The 15,739-nt window shown below is 64.1% G+C and carries 16 protein-coding genes; 2 read left to right on the top strand and 14 right to left on the bottom strand.

The genetic code is table 11. From position 1 onward, the window contains the following. Positions 1-13 precede the first annotated feature (13 nt). The 6 genes from priA to ACFY5D_RS19010 form a co-directional block, all read right to left on the bottom strand. Complete coding sequence (gene priA, locus ACFY5D_RS19035; protein WP_387533562.1) at positions 14-757, bottom strand: bifunctional 1-(5-phosphoribosyl)-5-((5-phosphoribosylamino)methylideneamino)imidazole-4-carboxamide isomerase/phosphoribosylanthranilate isomerase PriA; 744 nt, start codon at positions 755-757, stop codon at positions 14-16. Between the two features lie 67 nt (positions 758-824). Next, complete coding sequence (locus tag ACFY5D_RS19030; RefSeq protein WP_387533559.1) at positions 825-974, bottom strand: hypothetical protein; 150 nt, start codon at positions 972-974, stop codon at positions 825-827. Then, on the bottom strand, positions 975-1,613 hold the full coding sequence (gene hisH, locus ACFY5D_RS19025) for an imidazole glycerol phosphate synthase subunit HisH (protein ID WP_387533556.1): 639 nt from the start codon (positions 1,611-1,613) through the stop codon (positions 975-977). Then, positions 1,614-2,234: an imidazoleglycerol-phosphate dehydratase HisB gene (gene hisB / locus ACFY5D_RS19020; protein WP_387533554.1), complete on the bottom strand. Its 621-nt coding sequence runs from the start codon at positions 2,232-2,234 to the stop codon at positions 1,614-1,616. Between the two features lie 97 nt (positions 2,235-2,331). Then, positions 2,332-3,447 carry a histidinol-phosphate transaminase gene (locus ACFY5D_RS19015; protein ID WP_387533551.1) on the bottom strand — a complete coding sequence of 372 codons (1,116 nt, stop codon included), beginning with the start codon at positions 3,445-3,447 and terminating at the stop codon, positions 2,332-2,334. A 111-nt stretch (positions 3,448-3,558) separates the two neighbouring features. After that, the gene (locus ACFY5D_RS19010; RefSeq protein ID WP_387533548.1) at positions 3,559-3,939 is read right to left on the bottom strand and encodes a LysM peptidoglycan-binding domain-containing protein; all 381 of its coding nucleotides are present in this window, start codon (positions 3,937-3,939) and stop codon (positions 3,559-3,561) included. Between the two features lie 285 nt (positions 3,940-4,224). On the opposite strand from ACFY5D_RS19010, the gene lexA reads away from it, so the two are divergent. Further along, a complete protein-coding gene (gene lexA / locus ACFY5D_RS19005; RefSeq protein WP_387533545.1) occupies positions 4,225-4,944 on the top strand; it encodes a transcriptional repressor LexA in 720 nt (239 codons plus the stop codon). Between the two features lie 103 nt (positions 4,945-5,047). Here lexA and ACFY5D_RS19000 read toward each other — a convergent pair whose 3' ends face one another. Both ACFY5D_RS19000 and hflX read right to left on the bottom strand, forming a co-directional pair. Further along, a complete protein-coding gene (locus tag ACFY5D_RS19000) occupies positions 5,048-7,054 on the bottom strand; it encodes an ATP-dependent DNA helicase (protein WP_387533543.1) in 2,007 nt (668 codons plus the stop codon). Beyond that, the gene (hflX, locus tag ACFY5D_RS18995; RefSeq protein ID WP_387533540.1) at positions 7,047-8,618 is read right to left on the bottom strand and encodes a GTPase HflX; all 1,572 of its coding nucleotides are present in this window, start codon (positions 8,616-8,618) and stop codon (positions 7,047-7,049) included. Before hflX ends, ACFY5D_RS19000 begins: the two co-directional genes overlap by 8 nt. Positions 8,619-9,067: 449 nt before the next feature. Here hflX and ACFY5D_RS18990 point away from each other — a divergent pair, with 449 nt between their 5' ends. Continuing rightward, positions 9,068-9,685: a class I SAM-dependent methyltransferase gene (locus tag ACFY5D_RS18990; RefSeq protein WP_387533538.1), complete on the top strand. Its 618-nt coding sequence runs from the start codon at positions 9,068-9,070 to the stop codon at positions 9,683-9,685. An 80-nt stretch (positions 9,686-9,765) separates the two neighbouring features. Here the strand turns inward: ACFY5D_RS18990 and dapF are convergent, their stop codons facing one another. The 6 genes from dapF to ACFY5D_RS18960 form a co-directional block, all read right to left on the bottom strand. Continuing rightward, positions 9,766-10,722, bottom strand: coding sequence for a diaminopimelate epimerase (gene dapF, locus ACFY5D_RS18985; RefSeq protein ID WP_387533535.1), 957 nt, complete (start codon positions 10,720-10,722; stop codon positions 9,766-9,768). 61 nt (positions 10,723-10,783) lie between these two features. Next, positions 10,784-11,683, bottom strand: a complete 900-nt coding sequence (gene miaA, locus ACFY5D_RS18980; protein ID WP_387533532.1) for a tRNA (adenosine(37)-N6)-dimethylallyltransferase MiaA — start codon at positions 11,681-11,683, stop codon at positions 10,784-10,786. A gap of 9 nt (positions 11,684-11,692) precedes the next feature. Further along, positions 11,693-13,219 (bottom strand): tRNA (N6-isopentenyl adenosine(37)-C2)-methylthiotransferase MiaB, encoded by a 1,527-nt coding sequence (miaB, locus tag ACFY5D_RS18975; protein ID WP_387533529.1) that lies wholly within the window; start codon positions 13,217-13,219, stop codon positions 11,693-11,695. Between the two features lie 48 nt (positions 13,220-13,267). Continuing rightward, positions 13,268-14,104, bottom strand: a complete 837-nt coding sequence (locus ACFY5D_RS18970) for a regulatory protein RecX (RefSeq protein ID WP_387533526.1) — start codon at positions 14,102-14,104, stop codon at positions 13,268-13,270. Positions 14,105-14,108: 4 nt separating this feature from the next. Further along, a complete protein-coding gene (gene recA, locus ACFY5D_RS18965) occupies positions 14,109-15,161 on the bottom strand; it encodes a recombinase RecA (protein WP_387533523.1) in 1,053 nt (350 codons plus the stop codon). A gap of 195 nt (positions 15,162-15,356) precedes the next feature. After that, positions 15,357-15,581, bottom strand: coding sequence for a DUF3046 domain-containing protein (locus tag ACFY5D_RS18960; protein ID WP_387533520.1), 225 nt, complete (start codon positions 15,579-15,581; stop codon positions 15,357-15,359). Positions 15,582-15,739 lie beyond the last annotated feature (158 nt).

Here is a 15,739-nt window from a genome sequence, read left to right as displayed (position 1 = left end):
GTGCGGGTGGATGCTAGCGGCGGCCAGCGACATCCAGCGCCTCGGGCATGGTGAACTTGCCCGCGTAGAGCGCCTTGCCCACGATGGCTCCCTCGACGCCCAGCGGGACCAGTTCGCGCAGTACGCGAAGGTCCTCGAGGCTGGAGATGCCGCCGGATGCGATGACGGGCTTCGAGGTGTGTGCGCACATCTCGCGCAGCAATTCCACGTTCGGGCCGCGCAGGGTTCCGTCCTTCGTCACGTCGGTGACGACGTAGCGGGCGCACCCGGCGTCCTCAAGGCGTGCCAGGACCTCCCAGATGTCGCCGCCTTCCTTGGTCCAGCCCCGGCCAGCCAGGGTGGTTCCGCGCACGTCCAGGCCAACCGCGATCTTGTCGCCGTGGCGGGCGATGGCGCGGGCGGTCCACTCCGGGTTCTCCAGGGCGGCGGTGCCCAGGTTCACGCGGGTGGCGCCGAATTCCAGCGCACGCTCGAGCGACTCGTCGTCGCGGATGCCGCCGGAAAGCTCGACCTTGATGGTCAGTTCCTCGGCGACGCGGCGCAGGATCTCGGTGTTGTGGCCGCGGCCGAAGGCTGCGTCCAGGTCCACCAGGTGGATCCACTCGGCGCCGGCGTTCTGCCAGGCAAGCGCGGCCTCCAACGGGTCGCCGTAGCCGGTTTCGGATCCGGCTTCACCCTGGACCAGGCGCACCGCCTGGCCGTCCGCCACGTCGACGGCGGGAAGCAGTTCGAGGATGGGGTTTTGCGTGTTGGTCATGATCAATCCTTAGGTTTTTGCGGGCCGCTGGCCCTGCCGCCACCGCGGGGGTGGCGGCTCAGGGTTCTCAGAAGGTCAGGAGGTATCCGGCGACCAGGGCCATGCCGGCGAGGATCCAGCAGGCGATGATCCAGGAAACGTGCGCCCGCTGCTGGCGCAAGGAAATTGCACCGCCGGCCAGTAGCCCGGCCAACAGCATGAGCAGGATGGTCCACATTTAGAGGGTCTCCAACCAGTTGCGCAGCAACTGCGCGCCGGCTTCGCCGGACTTCTCGGGGTGGAACTGCAGCGCGCACAGCGGGCCATTTTCCACGCCGGCAACGAAGGGGACCCCGTGCTCGGACCAGGTCACCTGCGGCGGGAGCATCTTCGGCTGGGCCACGTCGAAGTTCCACTCCTGCACCGCGTAGGAGTGCACGAAGTAGAAGCGTTCGTTCTCGATGCCCTTGAAGAGCTTGCTGCCCTCCGGCGGCGTGACGGTGTTCCAGCCCATGTGCGGGACGACCGGTGCCTTGAGCAGCTCCACGGTGCCCGGCCATTCGCCCATGCCCGGGGTGCGCACGCCGTGTTCGACGCCCTCTTCAAAGAAGATCTGGTGCCCGACGCAGATGCCCAGGACCGGGCGGCCGCCGGCGATGCGGCGTCCGATCCAGCGGATGGCTCCGACGTCGTTGAGCTGCTGCATGACGGCGGCGTAGGCGCCGACGCCCGGGACAAAGAGCCCGTCGCAGTTGAGGATGTCGTCGGGCTTGGCCGAGAGCGTTACCTCGGCACCGGCCGCCTCGAGTGCGCGCACGGCGGAGCGGACATTGCCGGAACCGTAGTCAAGAACCGTGACCTTCTTGCGATCTGCCATTTACAGCGCACCCTTGGTGGACGGGATGGCGTTGCCGATGCGGGCATCGGGCTCCACGGCCTCGCGCAGTGCGCGGGCGAAGGCCTTGAACTGGGCCTCGACGATGTGGTGCGGGTCCCGGCCGCCGATCACGGTCATGTGCAGGCAGATCTGGGCGTGCAGGGTGAGGGCCTCGAAGATGTGGCGGGTCAGCGAACCGGTGAAGTGGCCGCCGATGAGGTGGTACTCCTGGCCCGCGGGCTCGCCGGTGTGCACCAGGTAGGGGCGTCCGGAGATGTCGACAACGGCGTTTGCCAGTGCCTCGTCGAGCGGAACGGTGGCTTCGCCGAAGCGGCGGATGCCCGCCTTGTTGCCCAGCGCGGTGCGCAGGACCTCGCCGATGGTGATGGCAACGTCCTCAACGGTGTGGTGCACGTCGATGTGGGTGTCGCCGGTGGCACGCACCGTGAGGTCGATCAGCGAATGCTTGGAAAGCGCGGTCAGCATGTGGTCGTAGAACGGAACACTGGTGCTGATCTCTGAGCGGCCGGTGCCGTCCAAATCGAGTTCGACAAAAACGGAGGACTCGCTGGTGGTGCGTTCGAGGCGAGCGCGACGACCCGTGAGTTTTTCGGCAGACATGCACATTCCTTTTGATCAGGCGTTTAGACGAGGATGTGAAACACGGGACTGGGGACACCGATGTGTCCGGCGCAACCCCGCACCTATGAGTTTAGCGTTAGTGCCCGTGCGGACCCTGATTGAGCAGTTCTTCCAGGCGGACCAGGAATGCCGTGGTTTCGGCTTCGGTGCCGGCCGTGACACGCAGGTGGCCGGGGATGCCGACGTCGCGGATGATAACTCCGGCTTCGAGCAGGCCCTCCCAGATGTACCGGGGGTTTTCCAGGCCGCCGAAGAACACGAAGTTCGAGTCGGAGGACGCAGGGTTCAGGCCCATGCGGGTCAGCTCGTTGACGATCCGGTCGCGCTGGGACTTGATGTCCTCGACGTTGGCCAGCAATGCCTCGACGTGCTTGAGCGCGGCGTTGGCCGTTGCCTGGGTCACCGCGGAAAGGTGGTACGGCAGGCGGACCAGGCGGATCGCGTCGGTGACCTCCGGAGCTGCGGCGAGGTAACCGACCCTGGCACCGGCCAGGGCGAATGCCTTGGACATGGTGCGTGAGACGATCAAGCGCTCGCGGCCCGGCAACAGCGACAACGCGGACGGGGTTCCGTTGTGCGCGAATTCCGCATAAGCCTCATCCACGATGACGATGGCGTTGCTGGCAACGCCTGCCTCGTAGACGGCTTCGACCACATCCAGGCCCAGGGCCGTGCCCGTCGGGTTGTTTGGCGAGCAGAGGAAAACGATGTTGGGCGCCGAGGCCCGCACCTGCTCCGCGGCGTCGGCCGCGGTCAGGGCATAGCCCTCGGATCGAACACCGGCAATGTAGGTGGTGTCGGTTCCGCTGGCCAACAGCGGGTACATCGAATAGGTGGGAGGGAATCCCATGACCGTGCGACCCGGCCCGCCGAATGCCTGCAGGATTTGCTGCAACACTTCGTTGGATCCGTTTGCTGCCCAGATGTTCTCAGCGGTCAGGTCGTGGCCGAGGTAGGAGGCCAGGCGCTCGCGCAATTCGGTGAATTCACGGTCCGGGTAGCGGTTGAGTCCCAGCGCGGCTGCGGATACCTCTTCGACGATCGCGCGATGAACGGCCTCTGGCAACGGATGCGTGTTTTCGTTGACGTTCAGCTGGATTGGAACGTCGATTTGCGGTGCGCCGTAAGGTTCAAGACCTTGAAGATTCTCTCGCAGGGGCAATTTTGCCAGGCGATTTAGCCGTTCATTCACCCCATAAGTCTAGGGCGCGCGGTCCACGGCATCAGAATCAGCAATGTGGAACGGGGTAACAATCGGTTTTCAATGACGCGCGGGTCACACCCGCCGTCAGTAGCGCGGCAGTTACCGTGCCGTTGGAACGTAGATCTCGGTCCCCGGGAACAGGACGCTTCCCTCAAGGTTGTTGATTTCGGTGATCTGCCGCACCGCCTCGCGTGGGTCCAGCTGAGGCGCGAACTCGCGAGCGAGCCCCCAAAGCGTATCGCCCTCAATGACGGTGACGCTGACGGCGTCGACACCCAGCGGCACATCGGCCGAGGCCTTGGCCGGCGAAAGGAACAAACCCAGGAGCATGAGAACGCCCAGACTGGCCAGGAAGATCGGCATGGCGATCAATACGAATTTCCCCCGACGGGTCAGCCGCAGCGGCGCCTCCTGCGGGGCGTGGTAGGCGATGGGGTCTGGAACGAGGTGGAGCGGGGCCGAGAGAGCAGTGCTTGCCATGTCTTTGCCTTTCCTTTGAGTACGACGGGCCGGTGCGAGCGGGCCACGAATCGAACAAGCTTCTATTGTTCGAACACGTCTTTCGAATATGTGTTCGTAGTTCGTAAGTTATTTCTAGCACTTTTCAACGACACGTGTCCAGATCGGTTCGAACAAATCTTTGAAAGCGCCGCTTCCGTCCACTAACATGAGTGATGTGGAACGGTGAATTCACTTCATCACTCCGCACCGACAAATTGCGGAACGCGCGGGCCAACCGCCGACGATCGGGATGAGGCACAAAGAATGACGACCGAACAACGAACCCCTCGGCGTGACGCGAAGAGCCTGACCATTCGCCAGAAAAAGGTTCTCGAAACAATCCAGCGTTCGGTCAGTGCCAACGGCTACCCACCTTCCATGCGAGAGATTGGTGACGCGGTGGGCCTGGCCAGCCTCTCGAGCGTGACCCATCAGTTGAGCCAGCTCGAAAAGCTTGGCTACATCCGTCGTGACCCCCGCCGTCCGCGCGCCATGGAAATCCTGCTGCCCTTGCAGCTCAAGACCGACACGAAACTTGAAGTGGTGTCCGGCCAGGCCGAGCTCAAGGCCGCGAACGGCATGAACGTCTCGGAGCTGACGACCTCGTCCGACACGGCAATGGTCCCGCTGGTGGGACGAATCGCCGCAGGCAACCCGATTCTCGCCGATGAGGCCGTGGAGGACGTGTTTGCGCTGCCGCGCCAGCTCGTGGGCCACGGCGAGCTCTTCATGCTTAAGGTCAGCGGTGATTCCATGATCGACGCCGCTATTTGCGATGGCGACTGGGTTGTCGTACGGCGTCAGCAAACGGCAGTCAACGGCGACATCGTTGCGGCGTTGCTCGACGACGAAGCAACGGTGAAAACCTTCCGCCAGCGCGATGGCCACACCTGGCTGCTGCCCCAGAACTCCCGCTACGAACCGATCCTCGGTGATGCGGCAACGGTCATGGGCAAGGTCGTTTCGGTCATGCGCTCCATCTAGCGAAGCCACACGTATTTCAATGAGTCAGGGGCCGGTCGCAACGACCGGCCCCTGACTCATTTAATGTTTCAACTCTTGGACTCCCCGGGGAGCCGCACCGCATTTAGCCTTCGCTGAGGCGTTCGAGCGCAGCCAGCACCGTCGGCTTGTCGGGGGTCGCCCACAACGGCGGCAAGGAGGCCCGCAGGAAGCTTCCGTAGCGTTCCGTCGCCAGACGCGAATCCAGGACGGCCACGACGCCGCGGTCGTTGACAGAACGAATCAAGCGCCCTGCGCCCTGCGCCAGCCTGACAGCTGCATGACTCGCCGCCACTGCCATGAACCCGTTGCCACCGTGCTTGGCGACATCCCGGCTGCGCGCCGAGGAAAGCGGGTCGTCGGGCCGTGGGAACGGGATCTTGTCGATGATCACCAGGCGGCACGCATTGCCCGGCACGTCAACGCCCTGCCACAGGGTCATGGTGCCGAAGAGGCAAGTGTCCGGCTCGGCGGAGAACTGGTCGACCAAGGCCTTCATGCTCGATTCACCCTGGCACAGAATCGGCACGTCAAGCCTGGAACGCAGGATCTCTGCCGCCTCCTCCGCGGCGCGACGCGAAGTGAAGAGCGCCAAGGCCCCTCCCCCGGAAGCCTTGATGAGGTCTTCGATCTCGCCGATCATTTCCTGCGACATCTGGCGCCCGGGCTTGGGCAGGTGCTTGGCGACATACAGGATGCCCTGCTTGGGGTAGTCGAACGGGCTTCCCACATCGACGCCGTTCCAGGTGGGTGCGCCGTCGCCGACCAGTCCCAAGGCACCGGCGACCGGCTCAAAGGCCGCGCCGATGGCCAGGGTCGCGCTGGTCAGGATGACGGTGCGCCCGTCGAAAAGCCCTTCGCGCAACTTGCCGGCAACCGACAGGGGCGCGACATTCAGCGTGGGTTGGCTCGATTCGTCGGGCTGGACGTAGCCCTCCCCCGGGCTGAAGTGCCCCGGGCGCGAAGCCCAGATGACTTCCCGTTCCTCGGTCATTTCAAGCATCTTGGTGCACTGCTCGACCAGATACATGACCTGCGAACGTGCCATCTGCCGACCGCCGTCCGCGGGCGCGTTGGCCTCGGGCTTCGAATCGGAGAGCACCACGCGGGCGGCCTCCGCGATCTGGTTGATCGCGGCTTCCTGCTCCTCGTTGAGGCCGCGGGCCATCAAGCCCGTGGGGACGCCTTCGAGGCTGCGCTGCAGCGCCTTGGCACCCTGGTTCAGCGAGTCGACGCCCACCGCGCAATGTTTGCGGGCCGCCGACGCGGCGGTCTGCACCATGTTGACCGAGAGCGGGCGGGTCACCGAACTTGTCACCCGGTCCTGCAGCTCGTGGGCTTCGTCGATGATGACGGTGTCGAAGTCCGGCAGCACGGCCAGGCCTTCGAACGCCGACACCGCGAGCATTGCGTGGTTGGTGATGATCACATCGGCATCTGCCGCTCGGGCGCGGGCCATCTCGCTGAAGCATTCGGAGGCCATCGGGCACTTCTGGGATCCGAGGCAGTCCATCGCACTGACCGAGACCTGGCGCCACGCCTTGTCGCTGACGCCCGGGGTCAGGTCGTCACGATCGCCGGTTTCCGTGCGCTCGGCCCATTGGCGCAGCCGCACGACTTCCTGCCCGAGCGCGGAGGACGGGCCGTCCGAGTAGCCGCCGGCGGCCGGGGCATCGGATTCGATCGAGAACAGGGTTCCCTCGTCGTCGTCCGGGTAGCCGCCGCCGAGCTTGTACTGGCACACGTAGTTGGAGCGGCCCTTGACCAGGGCAACCTCCATCTCGCGGGGCAAATCGTTCTTCAGCGACTTCAAGAGCCGCGGAACGTCGCGTCCAACGATTTGGGCCTGGAGTGCCAGTGTCGCGGTCGAAATCACGACGGGCTTTTCCGAGTCCAGGGCGTGCGCGAGCGCGGGAACCAGGTAAGCCATCGACTTTCCCGTTCCCGTCCCGGCCTGCACCAAAAGGTGCTCGCCGGTTTCCATGGCGCGCACGACCTGCTTTGCCATCTCGTGCTGGCCCGGCCTGCTTTGCCCGCCCATCGCGGACACCGCAGCGTCCAACAGGGCGATGACTTCTGATTCCTCAGCCATGAATACTAAATTGCTCCACTTCCGCGGCCATGCCTTCGCGCACCTTGACCATCATGCGTGTCCCGTTTTCGGTGTGTTCGATGGAGAGGATTTCGGCCTCGGCACCGTGGAGCTTGTTGACCACGTCGCCTCGATCGTAGGGAATCATCAGTTCCATTTGGACGCCGGGACGCGGAATTGCGGCACTGACCTTCTGCAGCAGCTCTTCGATGCCGTCGCCGGTGCGGGCCGAGACAATCACGTGGTTCGGCTCGCGTTGGCGCAGGCGCTCCACCACGAAGGGATCGGCCACATCCGCCTTGTTCAACACGATGATTTCCGGGATGTTCCGGGCATCGACGTCGTTGAGCACGGTGCGGACCGCCTGGATTTGGCCTTCCGGGTCCGGGTGCGCGGCGTCGACCACGTGCAGGATCAGGTCGGAGTCCGCGATCTCCTCGAGCGTGGAACGGAACGCCTCCACCAGCTGGGTGGGAAGCGACTTGACGAAGCCCACGGTGTCGGTGAGCGTGTAGTTCAGTCCGTCGCTGGTTTCGGCCTGGCGCACCGTGGGGTCAAGGGTCGCGAAGAGCGCGTTTTCCACCAGGACGCCGGCCTGGGTGAGCCTGTTGAGCAGTGAGGACTTGCCCGCATTGGTGTAGCCGACAATGGCGACCGAGGGCACTTCGTTGCGCTTCCGGTTTGCCCGCTTGGCTTCCCGGGCCGGGAGCATTCCCTTGATTTCCTTGCGAAGCTTGGCCATGCGGTCGCGGATGCGCCGGCGGTCCAGTTCGATCTTGGTTTCACCCGGTCCGCGGGAGCCGATGCCGCCGCCTGCGGCACCCACTCGGCCGCCGGCCTGGCGCGACATGGAGTCGCCCCAGCCGCGCAGTCGCGGTAGGAGGTATTCGAGCTGCGCCAGTTCGACCTGGGCACGCCCCTCGTGGCTCTTGGCATGCTGGGCGAAAATGTCCAGGATCAGCGCGGTCCGGTCGATGACCTTGACCTTGACGACGTCTTCGAGCGCACGGCGCTGTGACGGGGAAAGCTCGGAGTCGATGATGACGGTGTCCGCGCCCGTGGCGGCCACGATCTCACGCAGTTCCATTGCCTTGCCCGAACCCAGGAAGGTTCCGGGGTCCGGCTTGGCGCGACGTTGCACGATGCCGTCCAGCACCTCGGAGCCGGCCGTCTCGGCCAGGGCGGCGAGTTCGCGCAGGGAGTTTTCGGCGTCCTGGGCGGTGCCTTCGTTCCAGATCCCGGCCAGCACCACGCGCTCGAGGCGCAGCTGTCGGTATTCGACCTCTGTGACGTCCTCGAGTTCGGTGGACAGCCCCGCGACGCGGCGGAGCGCCCGGCGTTCGGCAAGATCCTCCTGTGCGCCGTCGAAAGACGAATGTTCCCGGGTCAGGTTGCTCAGCGCCTGGGCGCGGCCCGAGAAGATTCCCTCGTGCTCGGGCGCCCCGAAATGCTTGCTCTTATCGGCGACCGAATGGTCGCTGGCAAGAATCCGTTCAATGGCGGCCTTGATCTGCGCCTCGTCCATGTCGTTGTCGTGTGGACCGGAATGCTGTGAGTTGGTCATGTTCCCCTTTGCGTGCTGTATTCCAGAATAGTGCCCTGCGCCGACAGATGCGCCGTATTCGTGTGCTTGATCATCATGAGAGTTCATGTGTTGTCCTTCGATGGATTCTTTCGAGGGGGTCCACCGCATGCTGGGTCAATGAAGTCCGTGGGTGCCATGATGCCGGAAAGCTTGATTCGGGGCGCTTTGATATGGTGCGGCATGGCTTGGGGAGACTTGGAACTATGACTTTTCGGCGCGTGGCAGATACCCAGATTCGTCGGCCGCGGAGGCCGTCTGGTGTGTTGAAAATGCGCAACATGCGTCTTACAGGAAAGTCATAGGGAAAACTCTATCACTGCATGGGTGCGGCTCGCATTAACGTAAATCACACCCCGAATGGGCCAATACCGGCCCGCAGGGCCGTGCACGGTTTGGGATTGCGACCCCCGGGCGGTTAACCTGCCAACATGAGCTCGGATCATTATTTCAGCGCGCAACCGTCAAAACCGGAAAAGCGACGCACCATCAGCGTCGAACTGGGCGGTGCAACCCGCAAGGTCGAAACGTCCGGCGGCATCTTCAGCCCGGACAGGATCGACAAGGGTACAGCCGTGCTCTTGGACTCGGTTCCGGAACCTTCAACGACCGGAAACCTGCTTGATATCGGCTGCGGCTGGGGACCGATCGCACTGAGCCTGGCGCTGGCTTCCCCGGAGGCCACGGTCTACGCGGTCGACGTCAACGAGCGCAGCATAGGCTTGACGCGCGACAACGCACGCTCGTTGGGGCTTGGCAATGTCAAGGCCTCGCTGCCCGAGGAGGTCGACGCGGCCACCACCTTCGACACCATCTGGTCGAATCCGCCCATCCGCATCGGCAAGGAAGCGCTCCACGAGCTGCTCCTGCTGTGGCTGCCGCGTCTGGCACCGGGCGGAACCGCATGGCTTGTCGTCCAGAAGAACCTCGGCGCCGACTCGCTGCAGAAGTGGATTGGAACCGTGATGCCCGAGTCTTGGGCGGTTGAACGCACCTCGACGGACAAGGCCTTCCGCACGATCCGAATCCACCGTCCGCAGGAAGCCTAACTTCACACGCACGTACCTGTGCGCAAAACATAGAGGGCGTTGGACACCGCGGTGTCCAACGCCCTCATGCGTGTCTGGTACTAATCCGCGGAAATGCTGCCGCGGGCGACGAGCACGGCCGCCCCGCTGAGGAACACGTGTTCGGCACCCCCGGCACCCGGGGCAAACCTGATTCCCAGCACCCCGCCGGGAACCGCGACTTCCCAGTTGGCAACGTTCTGGGCATGGGCCCAGTGCCGCGTTGCCACGGCCGCAGCGCAGGCACCCGTGCCGCACGAGAGCGTCTCGCCGACGCCGCGTTCGTGCACCCGCATCCGCAGGCTGCCGCGCCCGCCCTCGACAAGGGGTTCGGCTGGCAGCACGTACTCGACGTTGGTCCCGTGGGGCGGCAACGGGTCGACAGCGGGGATGGTGAAGAGCTCGAGGTCATCGAGCTCCGCCTGGCTTGCCACGGCGACGATGGTGTGGGGGTTTCCCATGCTCACGGAGACCGCTGCACGGGGAACCGGCAATCCCTCGGTCTGCACCACGGAATCCAGCCCGGACTTGCCGGCCGCCTCCGGGTAAATGAACTCCCAGGGCCCCATGTCCACCGAGTATCCGTCGGCAAGCCGGGTCACGATCTTGAGCCCGGCCCGGGTGCCGATGAACAGTTCGGCTCCCACCGGCAAGTCGACAAGTTTCTCGCTCACGAGGAAGTGGACGAAAACACGGACGCCGTTTCCGCACATTTCGGACATCGAGCCGTCGCCGTTGCGGTAATCCATGAACCAACGGGCCTCCGGCTGGGCCTCGAGGATCTCCCGACCCTCCGCCAGGTATTTGGAGGGCACCGCACGAATGAGTCCATCGCCGCCGATGCCGCGGTGGCGGTCGCAGATTGCCGCGACCTGTTCCGGGCTCAGGTCGTGTTTGTCGTCGGGGTCGGAGATGAGCACGAAATCGTTTCCGGTGCCGTGCCCCTTCGCGTAGCTCAGCGGCCCCGCGACGGACAGAAGTGACTCGTCTTGGGCTGACAGGGGTTCCGTGGTGCTCATGTTTTTAAGGATACGGGCAGCGCAACTTGCTTGGGTATTTTGCGACGCCGCCCGGCGGTCCTCAGGTCGCGCGAATCCGTTCGAGGACGTCAGCGACCAATGCGGCGCTGAGCGGGTCGAACCATTGCACGCGTTCATCGGCGTTGAACCAGGTGACTTGCCTGCGTGCGAACTGACGGGTGGCAATCACGGTCTTCTCGGCGGCCTCGGCCTGGTCCATGGTCCCGTCGAGCACGGCCAGGAACTGTGCGTAACCGATGGCCCGCGAGGCCGTCTTGCCCTCGCGCAGGCCCGCGGCGTCCAGACGGCGAACCTCGTCCAGCAGTCCCAGTTCCTGCATCTTCGCCACGCGCAGCTCCAGCCGCTGGTGCAATAGTGCACGATCCAAGTTCAGCCCGATCTGCACGGCCGGGGCGTGGTACTCGCGTTCCGGCATGAAGGAGCTGAACGGCTTTCCGCTGATTTCGTGGACCTCGAGGGCACGGATCATCCGGCGCTCATCGAGGTTGCGTGCGGCGGAGGCAGGATCCACCGCGGCAAGGCGCCGCGCCAGCGGCCCGGGGCCGTGCTCGCGGGCCTCGAGCTCAAGGCGTTGGCGCACTTCCGGGTCGGTGGGCGGGAAGTCGATTTCATCCAGCGCCGCACGCACGTAGAGGCCCGAACCTCCGACCAGGATGGGTACCGTTCCCCGGGATCGGATTTCGTCGAATGTCCGGCGCGCGTCGGCCTGGAATCGGGCAACGCTGGCCTCCTCCCGGACATCCATGATGTCCAGCAGGTGGTGAGGGATCCCGCCGCGTTCGGCAACGGACAGCTTCGCCGTGCCGATGTCCATTCCTCGGTAGAACTGCAGGGCGTCGGCGTTGACGATTTCCCCGCCAAGTTCCCGGGCAATGGCAATCGAGAGGTCCGATTTACCCGTCCCGGTTGGTCCAATCACGGCGATAACCGGGAGAGTCATGTGCAACGACTACTTTCTGGTGGGCAGAAGCGGCATACCAAGGGAAACGCCCTTGGTGCCTGAGGAACCGGTGGCGGGTGCGCCACAGGAATCGGCTTGCGAGCGGTCCCAGGCGTCGCCGGCCCGCGAGCGGCGCACCGAGTACTCCGCCAGGCCCGCCGGGTCGGAGACCAGGTGGAAGGCCGCGGCCTCGGTGATCGGAAGGGTCACCAGATCGCCGGGGCGCGGGGTCTCCCCACCCTCGGGAATTGAGAAGTGCACGAGCCGCTGGTCGGTGGATCGTCCACTGAGCCGCTGGGTTTCCGAGGCCTTCTTGCCCGACTGGGCGGTGACCATGACCTCGACGGTCCGGCCAACCTGCTTGGCGTTTTCCTCCGCGCAGATTCGGTCCTGGAGCGCGGTCAGGCGTTCGTAGCGTTCCTGCACAACGGCCTTGGGCAGCTGGTCCTCCAGCTCGGCGGCGGGCGTGCCGGGGCGCTTGGAGTACTGGAAGGTGAAGGCGCTGGCGAAGCGTGAGGCTTCAACGACGTCAAGGGTCGCTTGGAAATCCTCCTCGGTTTCCCCGGGGAAACCGACGATGATGTCGGTGGTGATCGCGGCATGCGGGATGTTCTCCCGCACCTTCTCGAGGATGCCCAGGAACTTCTTGGACCGGTACGAGCGTCGCATGTCCTTGAGCACCTTGTCGGAGCCCGACTGCAGGGGCATATGAAGTTGCGGCATGACGTTGGGCGTCTCGGCCATCGCTTCGATGACATCGTCGGTGAACGCGGCGGGGTGCGGGCTGGTGAAACGGACGCGTTCCAGTCCCTCGATCCGGCCGCAGGCACGCAGCAGCTTGCCGAAGGCCAGCCGGTCCCCGAACTCCACGCCGTAGGAATTCACGTTCTGTCCCAGCAGGGTCACCTCGATGACCCCGTCGGCGACCAGGGCCTCGATCTCGGCGAGGATCTCCCCCGGGCGGCGGTCGCGTTCCTTGCCGCGCAGCGAGGGCACGATGCAGAACGTGCAGGTGTTGTTGCAGCCCACGGAAATCGAGACCCAGCCCGAGTGCACCGAGTCCCGCTTGGTCGGAAGCGTGGACGGGAAGACCTCAAGGGACTCAAGGATTTCCAGTTGGGCCTTGTTGTTGTGACGGGCCCGGTCCAGCAGTGCCGGCAGCGAGCCGACGTTGTGGGTGCCGAAGACGACGTCCACCCAGGGGGCCTTGCGAAGGATCGTTTCGCGGTCCTTTTGTGCCAGGCAGCCACCGACGGCGATTTGCATTTCCGGACGCTTTTCCTTGACCTGTGCCAGCAGTCCGAGGTTTCCGTACAGCTTGTTGTCTGCGTTCTCACGCACCGCGCAGGTATTGAAGACCACGACGTCCGCGGTGTCGCCATCGGGCTGCTTCAGGACTAGCCCCGTCGACTCCAGCAGGCCGGAGAGCCGCTCCGAATCGTGTACGTTCATCTGGCAGCCGTATGTTCGCACCTCGTACGTGCGCAGGGGATCAGCCGATTTTCTTTCAGTGGAAGTAGGAATGCTCACAGTCACCTACCAAGCGTACCCAATCTTCATCGGCCCGACCCGGAGGGGCCCGCCCTAGTAGGGTTCTTGGCCGAACTGCTCTTCCCAGGCCTCGTTGACGATGCGGTATGCCATCGACGGGGAATACCCCTTGCGGGCCAGCATGCCCACAAGCCTGCGGACGCTCTTGTCCTTGTCCAGTCCCATGGACGGGGCCCGCAGCTTCCGTTCCACCAGATCCCTGGCCGTCGCTTCCTCGGATTCCTCGTCGATTTGTTCCAGCGCGTTCTCCGCCAGGTCCCCCTCGATGCCCTTGTCGCGCAGTTCGCGCCTGATGGCGGAACGGGCGAGTCCGCGGCTGCGGGCGCGCGAACGCACCCAGCTTTCGGCAAACGAATTGTCGTCCACCAGCTGGATCTCTTCGAAACGGTCGAGCAGCTCTTCCGCGATGCGAGCCGGGATTTCCTTTTCCAACAGTTTTTTCATCAGCTGGGCCCGGCTCTTTGACGACGCGGTGAGCTGGCGCAGGAGAATCCCACGCCCCTTGGTTGCGTACTGTTCGTCGCTCAGCTCGACGGGTTCTGCCGCGGTCTTCTCCCTTTTTGTGCCGGCCGAACTCGAGGCTCCGTAGCGGGCACCGCGGGCGCCTCGTGAGGCAGAGTCGCCTCGCGCGCCGGTGCGCTTGCTGCGCCCGGCATAGGCCTGGCGTTCACCGAATTCTTTCTTCGGTTCAGGCGGGCCCGGGGCAAGGTCGGCCGGCGGGGCTTCGAAGGCAACGGGCGATTGCGCCCATTGCGGCATTTCGTCAGGCGTACCCCACTCGGAATTGCCGTCGGCTGGAAATGACCAAAGCGGTCGTTCGGAACCCTGTGGGGTACCGGACGAACCGCCCTGGTGCTGTTTGGAACTCACGAAACTAGGAATCCTTGACGATGCGCAACGCATCTTCCCCGTCGTCGCTGGCGGCCTGGCCGATGCCCAGCTTTTCGAGGATCTGGCGTTCAAGTTCGTTGGCCAGATCCGGATTGTCGCGCAGGAACTTCCGCGCGTTTTCCTTGCCCTGGCCGAGCTGGTCGCCGTCGTAGGTGAACCATGCGCCGGACTTCTTGACGAAGCCCTGCTCCACGCCGATATCGATGAGGCTTCCCTCTCGGGAAATACCCAGACCGTAGATGATGTCGAATTCGGCCTGCTTGAAGGGCGGAGCCATCTTGTTCTTGACGATCTTGGCACGCGTACGGTTGCCAACCGGGTTGGTGCCTTCCTTCAGGGTTTCGATGCGGCGAACATCGATTCGGACCGAGGCGTAGAACTTGAGTGCCTTACCACCGGTCGTGGTTTCCGGGCTACCGAACATCACACCGATCTTTTCACGCAACTGGTTGATGAAGATCGCAGTCGTGCGAGTTTGGCTCAACCGGCCCGTGATCTTTCGCAGTGCCTGGCTCATCAAGCGAGCCTGCAGGCCAACGTGGCTGTCGCCCATCTCGCCTTCGATTTCGGCTCGTGGAACCAACGCGGCCACGGAGTCGATCACGATGATGTCGATGGAGCCGGAACCCACGAGCATGTCCATGATTTCCAGGGCCTGCTCACCGGTGTCCGGCTGGGAAACCAACAGGGCGTCGGTGTCCACGCCGAGCTTCTTGGCGTATTCGGGGTCCAATGCGTGTTCAGCATCGATGAATGCGGCAATGCCGCCGAGCTTCTGGGCACTGGCAACGGCGTGCAGTGCAACGGTGGTCTTACCCGAGGATTCCGGGCCGTAGATCTCCACGACTCGGCCACGGGGAAGTCCGCCTATGCCCAGCGCAATATCCAGTGCGACCGATCCGGTGGGAATGGTGGCGATGGGCGCACGCGTGTCGTCGCCCAAGCGCATGACAGATCCCTTGCCGAATTGCTTATCAATCTGCGCAAGTGCCGCTTCGAGGGCCTTCTCGCGATTGTTGCCTGCTGCGGCCATCATTCACCTCGGTTGTTAGGGCCATATTGGCCAATACTCTTTGTCTGTCCACGAGCGTACGACTACTGGCCGACACTTTGGTATTCGGGTGTTCAAGCTGTGGAAAACCGATGTCGGAGACCCAACGAACTTTCACCATGAACAATACACTCTTCCGAACAGATATTCGAACACTTGGAGCGGGTGTCCCGGAAATTCCTAGCGGTCCTTGGGCGGAAGGTCCTTGCCCAGGCGTCGCTCCGGCGGCACGTCCTGCATGTTGCAGATGGCCAGCCACACCGCCCTGGGTGGGGTTCCGCGGTTCAGCGCGTCTTCGGCGGTTACCCCGCCAACCTCGGCCAGCACCAAGCTGGAAGCCAGCGTGCGGGAATAGCCCGCACCAAATTCGTCATCCATCAGACGCCAGAAATCACTCAATCGCACTGGGCAATTGTGCCATGTACCGCCGCGTGCCCGCTGTGCGCCGGTTGGTGGCGCGCATTAAAAGACTTGGCCTCCGGGTCCCGGCTCGAAAGCCGGGAACCCGAAGGCCAATCATTGTCCCCTGGGGCACACACCCACCCGGGGTCTGAAAACGTTAG

Source organism: Paeniglutamicibacter sp. NPDC012692 (assembly GCF_042901625.1).
GTDB lineage: Bacteria > Actinomycetota > Actinomycetes > Actinomycetales > Micrococcaceae > Paeniglutamicibacter.
Note: the sequence above shows the minus strand (reverse complement) of the source record. Positions and strands in the feature narration are given on the sequence as shown.

Coding starts and splice junctions, on each gene's coding strand:
- priA (WP_387533562.1), bottom strand. CDS start 757: ATGACCAACACGCAAAACCCCATCCTCGAACTGCTTCCCGCCGTCGAC.
- ACFY5D_RS19030 (WP_387533559.1), bottom strand. CDS start 974: ATGTGGACCATCCTGCTCATGCTGTTGGCCGGGCTACTGGCCGGCGGT.
- hisH (WP_387533556.1), bottom strand. CDS start 1,613: ATGGCAGATCGCAAGAAGGTCACGGTTCTTGACTACGGTTCCGGCAAT.
- hisB (WP_387533554.1), bottom strand. CDS start 2,234: ATGTCTGCCGAAAAACTCACGGGTCGTCGCGCTCGCCTCGAACGCACC.
- ACFY5D_RS19010 (WP_387533548.1), bottom strand. CDS start 3,939: ATGGCAAGCACTGCTCTCTCGGCCCCGCTCCACCTCGTTCCAGACCCC.
- lexA (WP_387533545.1), top strand. CDS start 4,225: ATGACGACCGAACAACGAACCCCTCGGCGTGACGCGAAGAGCCTGACC.
- ACFY5D_RS19000 (WP_387533543.1), bottom strand. CDS start 7,054: ATGGCTGAGGAATCAGAAGTCATCGCCCTGTTGGACGCTGCGGTGTCC.
- hflX (WP_387533540.1), bottom strand. CDS start 8,618: ATGACCAACTCACAGCATTCCGGTCCACACGACAACGACATGGACGAG.
- ACFY5D_RS18990 (WP_387533538.1), top strand. CDS start 9,068: ATGAGCTCGGATCATTATTTCAGCGCGCAACCGTCAAAACCGGAAAAG.
- dapF (WP_387533535.1), bottom strand. CDS start 10,722: ATGAGCACCACGGAACCCCTGTCAGCCCAAGACGAGTCACTTCTGTCC.
- miaA (WP_387533532.1), bottom strand. CDS start 11,683: ATGACTCTCCCGGTTATCGCCGTGATTGGACCAACCGGGACGGGTAAA.
- recA (WP_387533523.1), bottom strand. CDS start 15,161: ATGATGGCCGCAGCAGGCAACAATCGCGAGAAGGCCCTCGAAGCGGCA.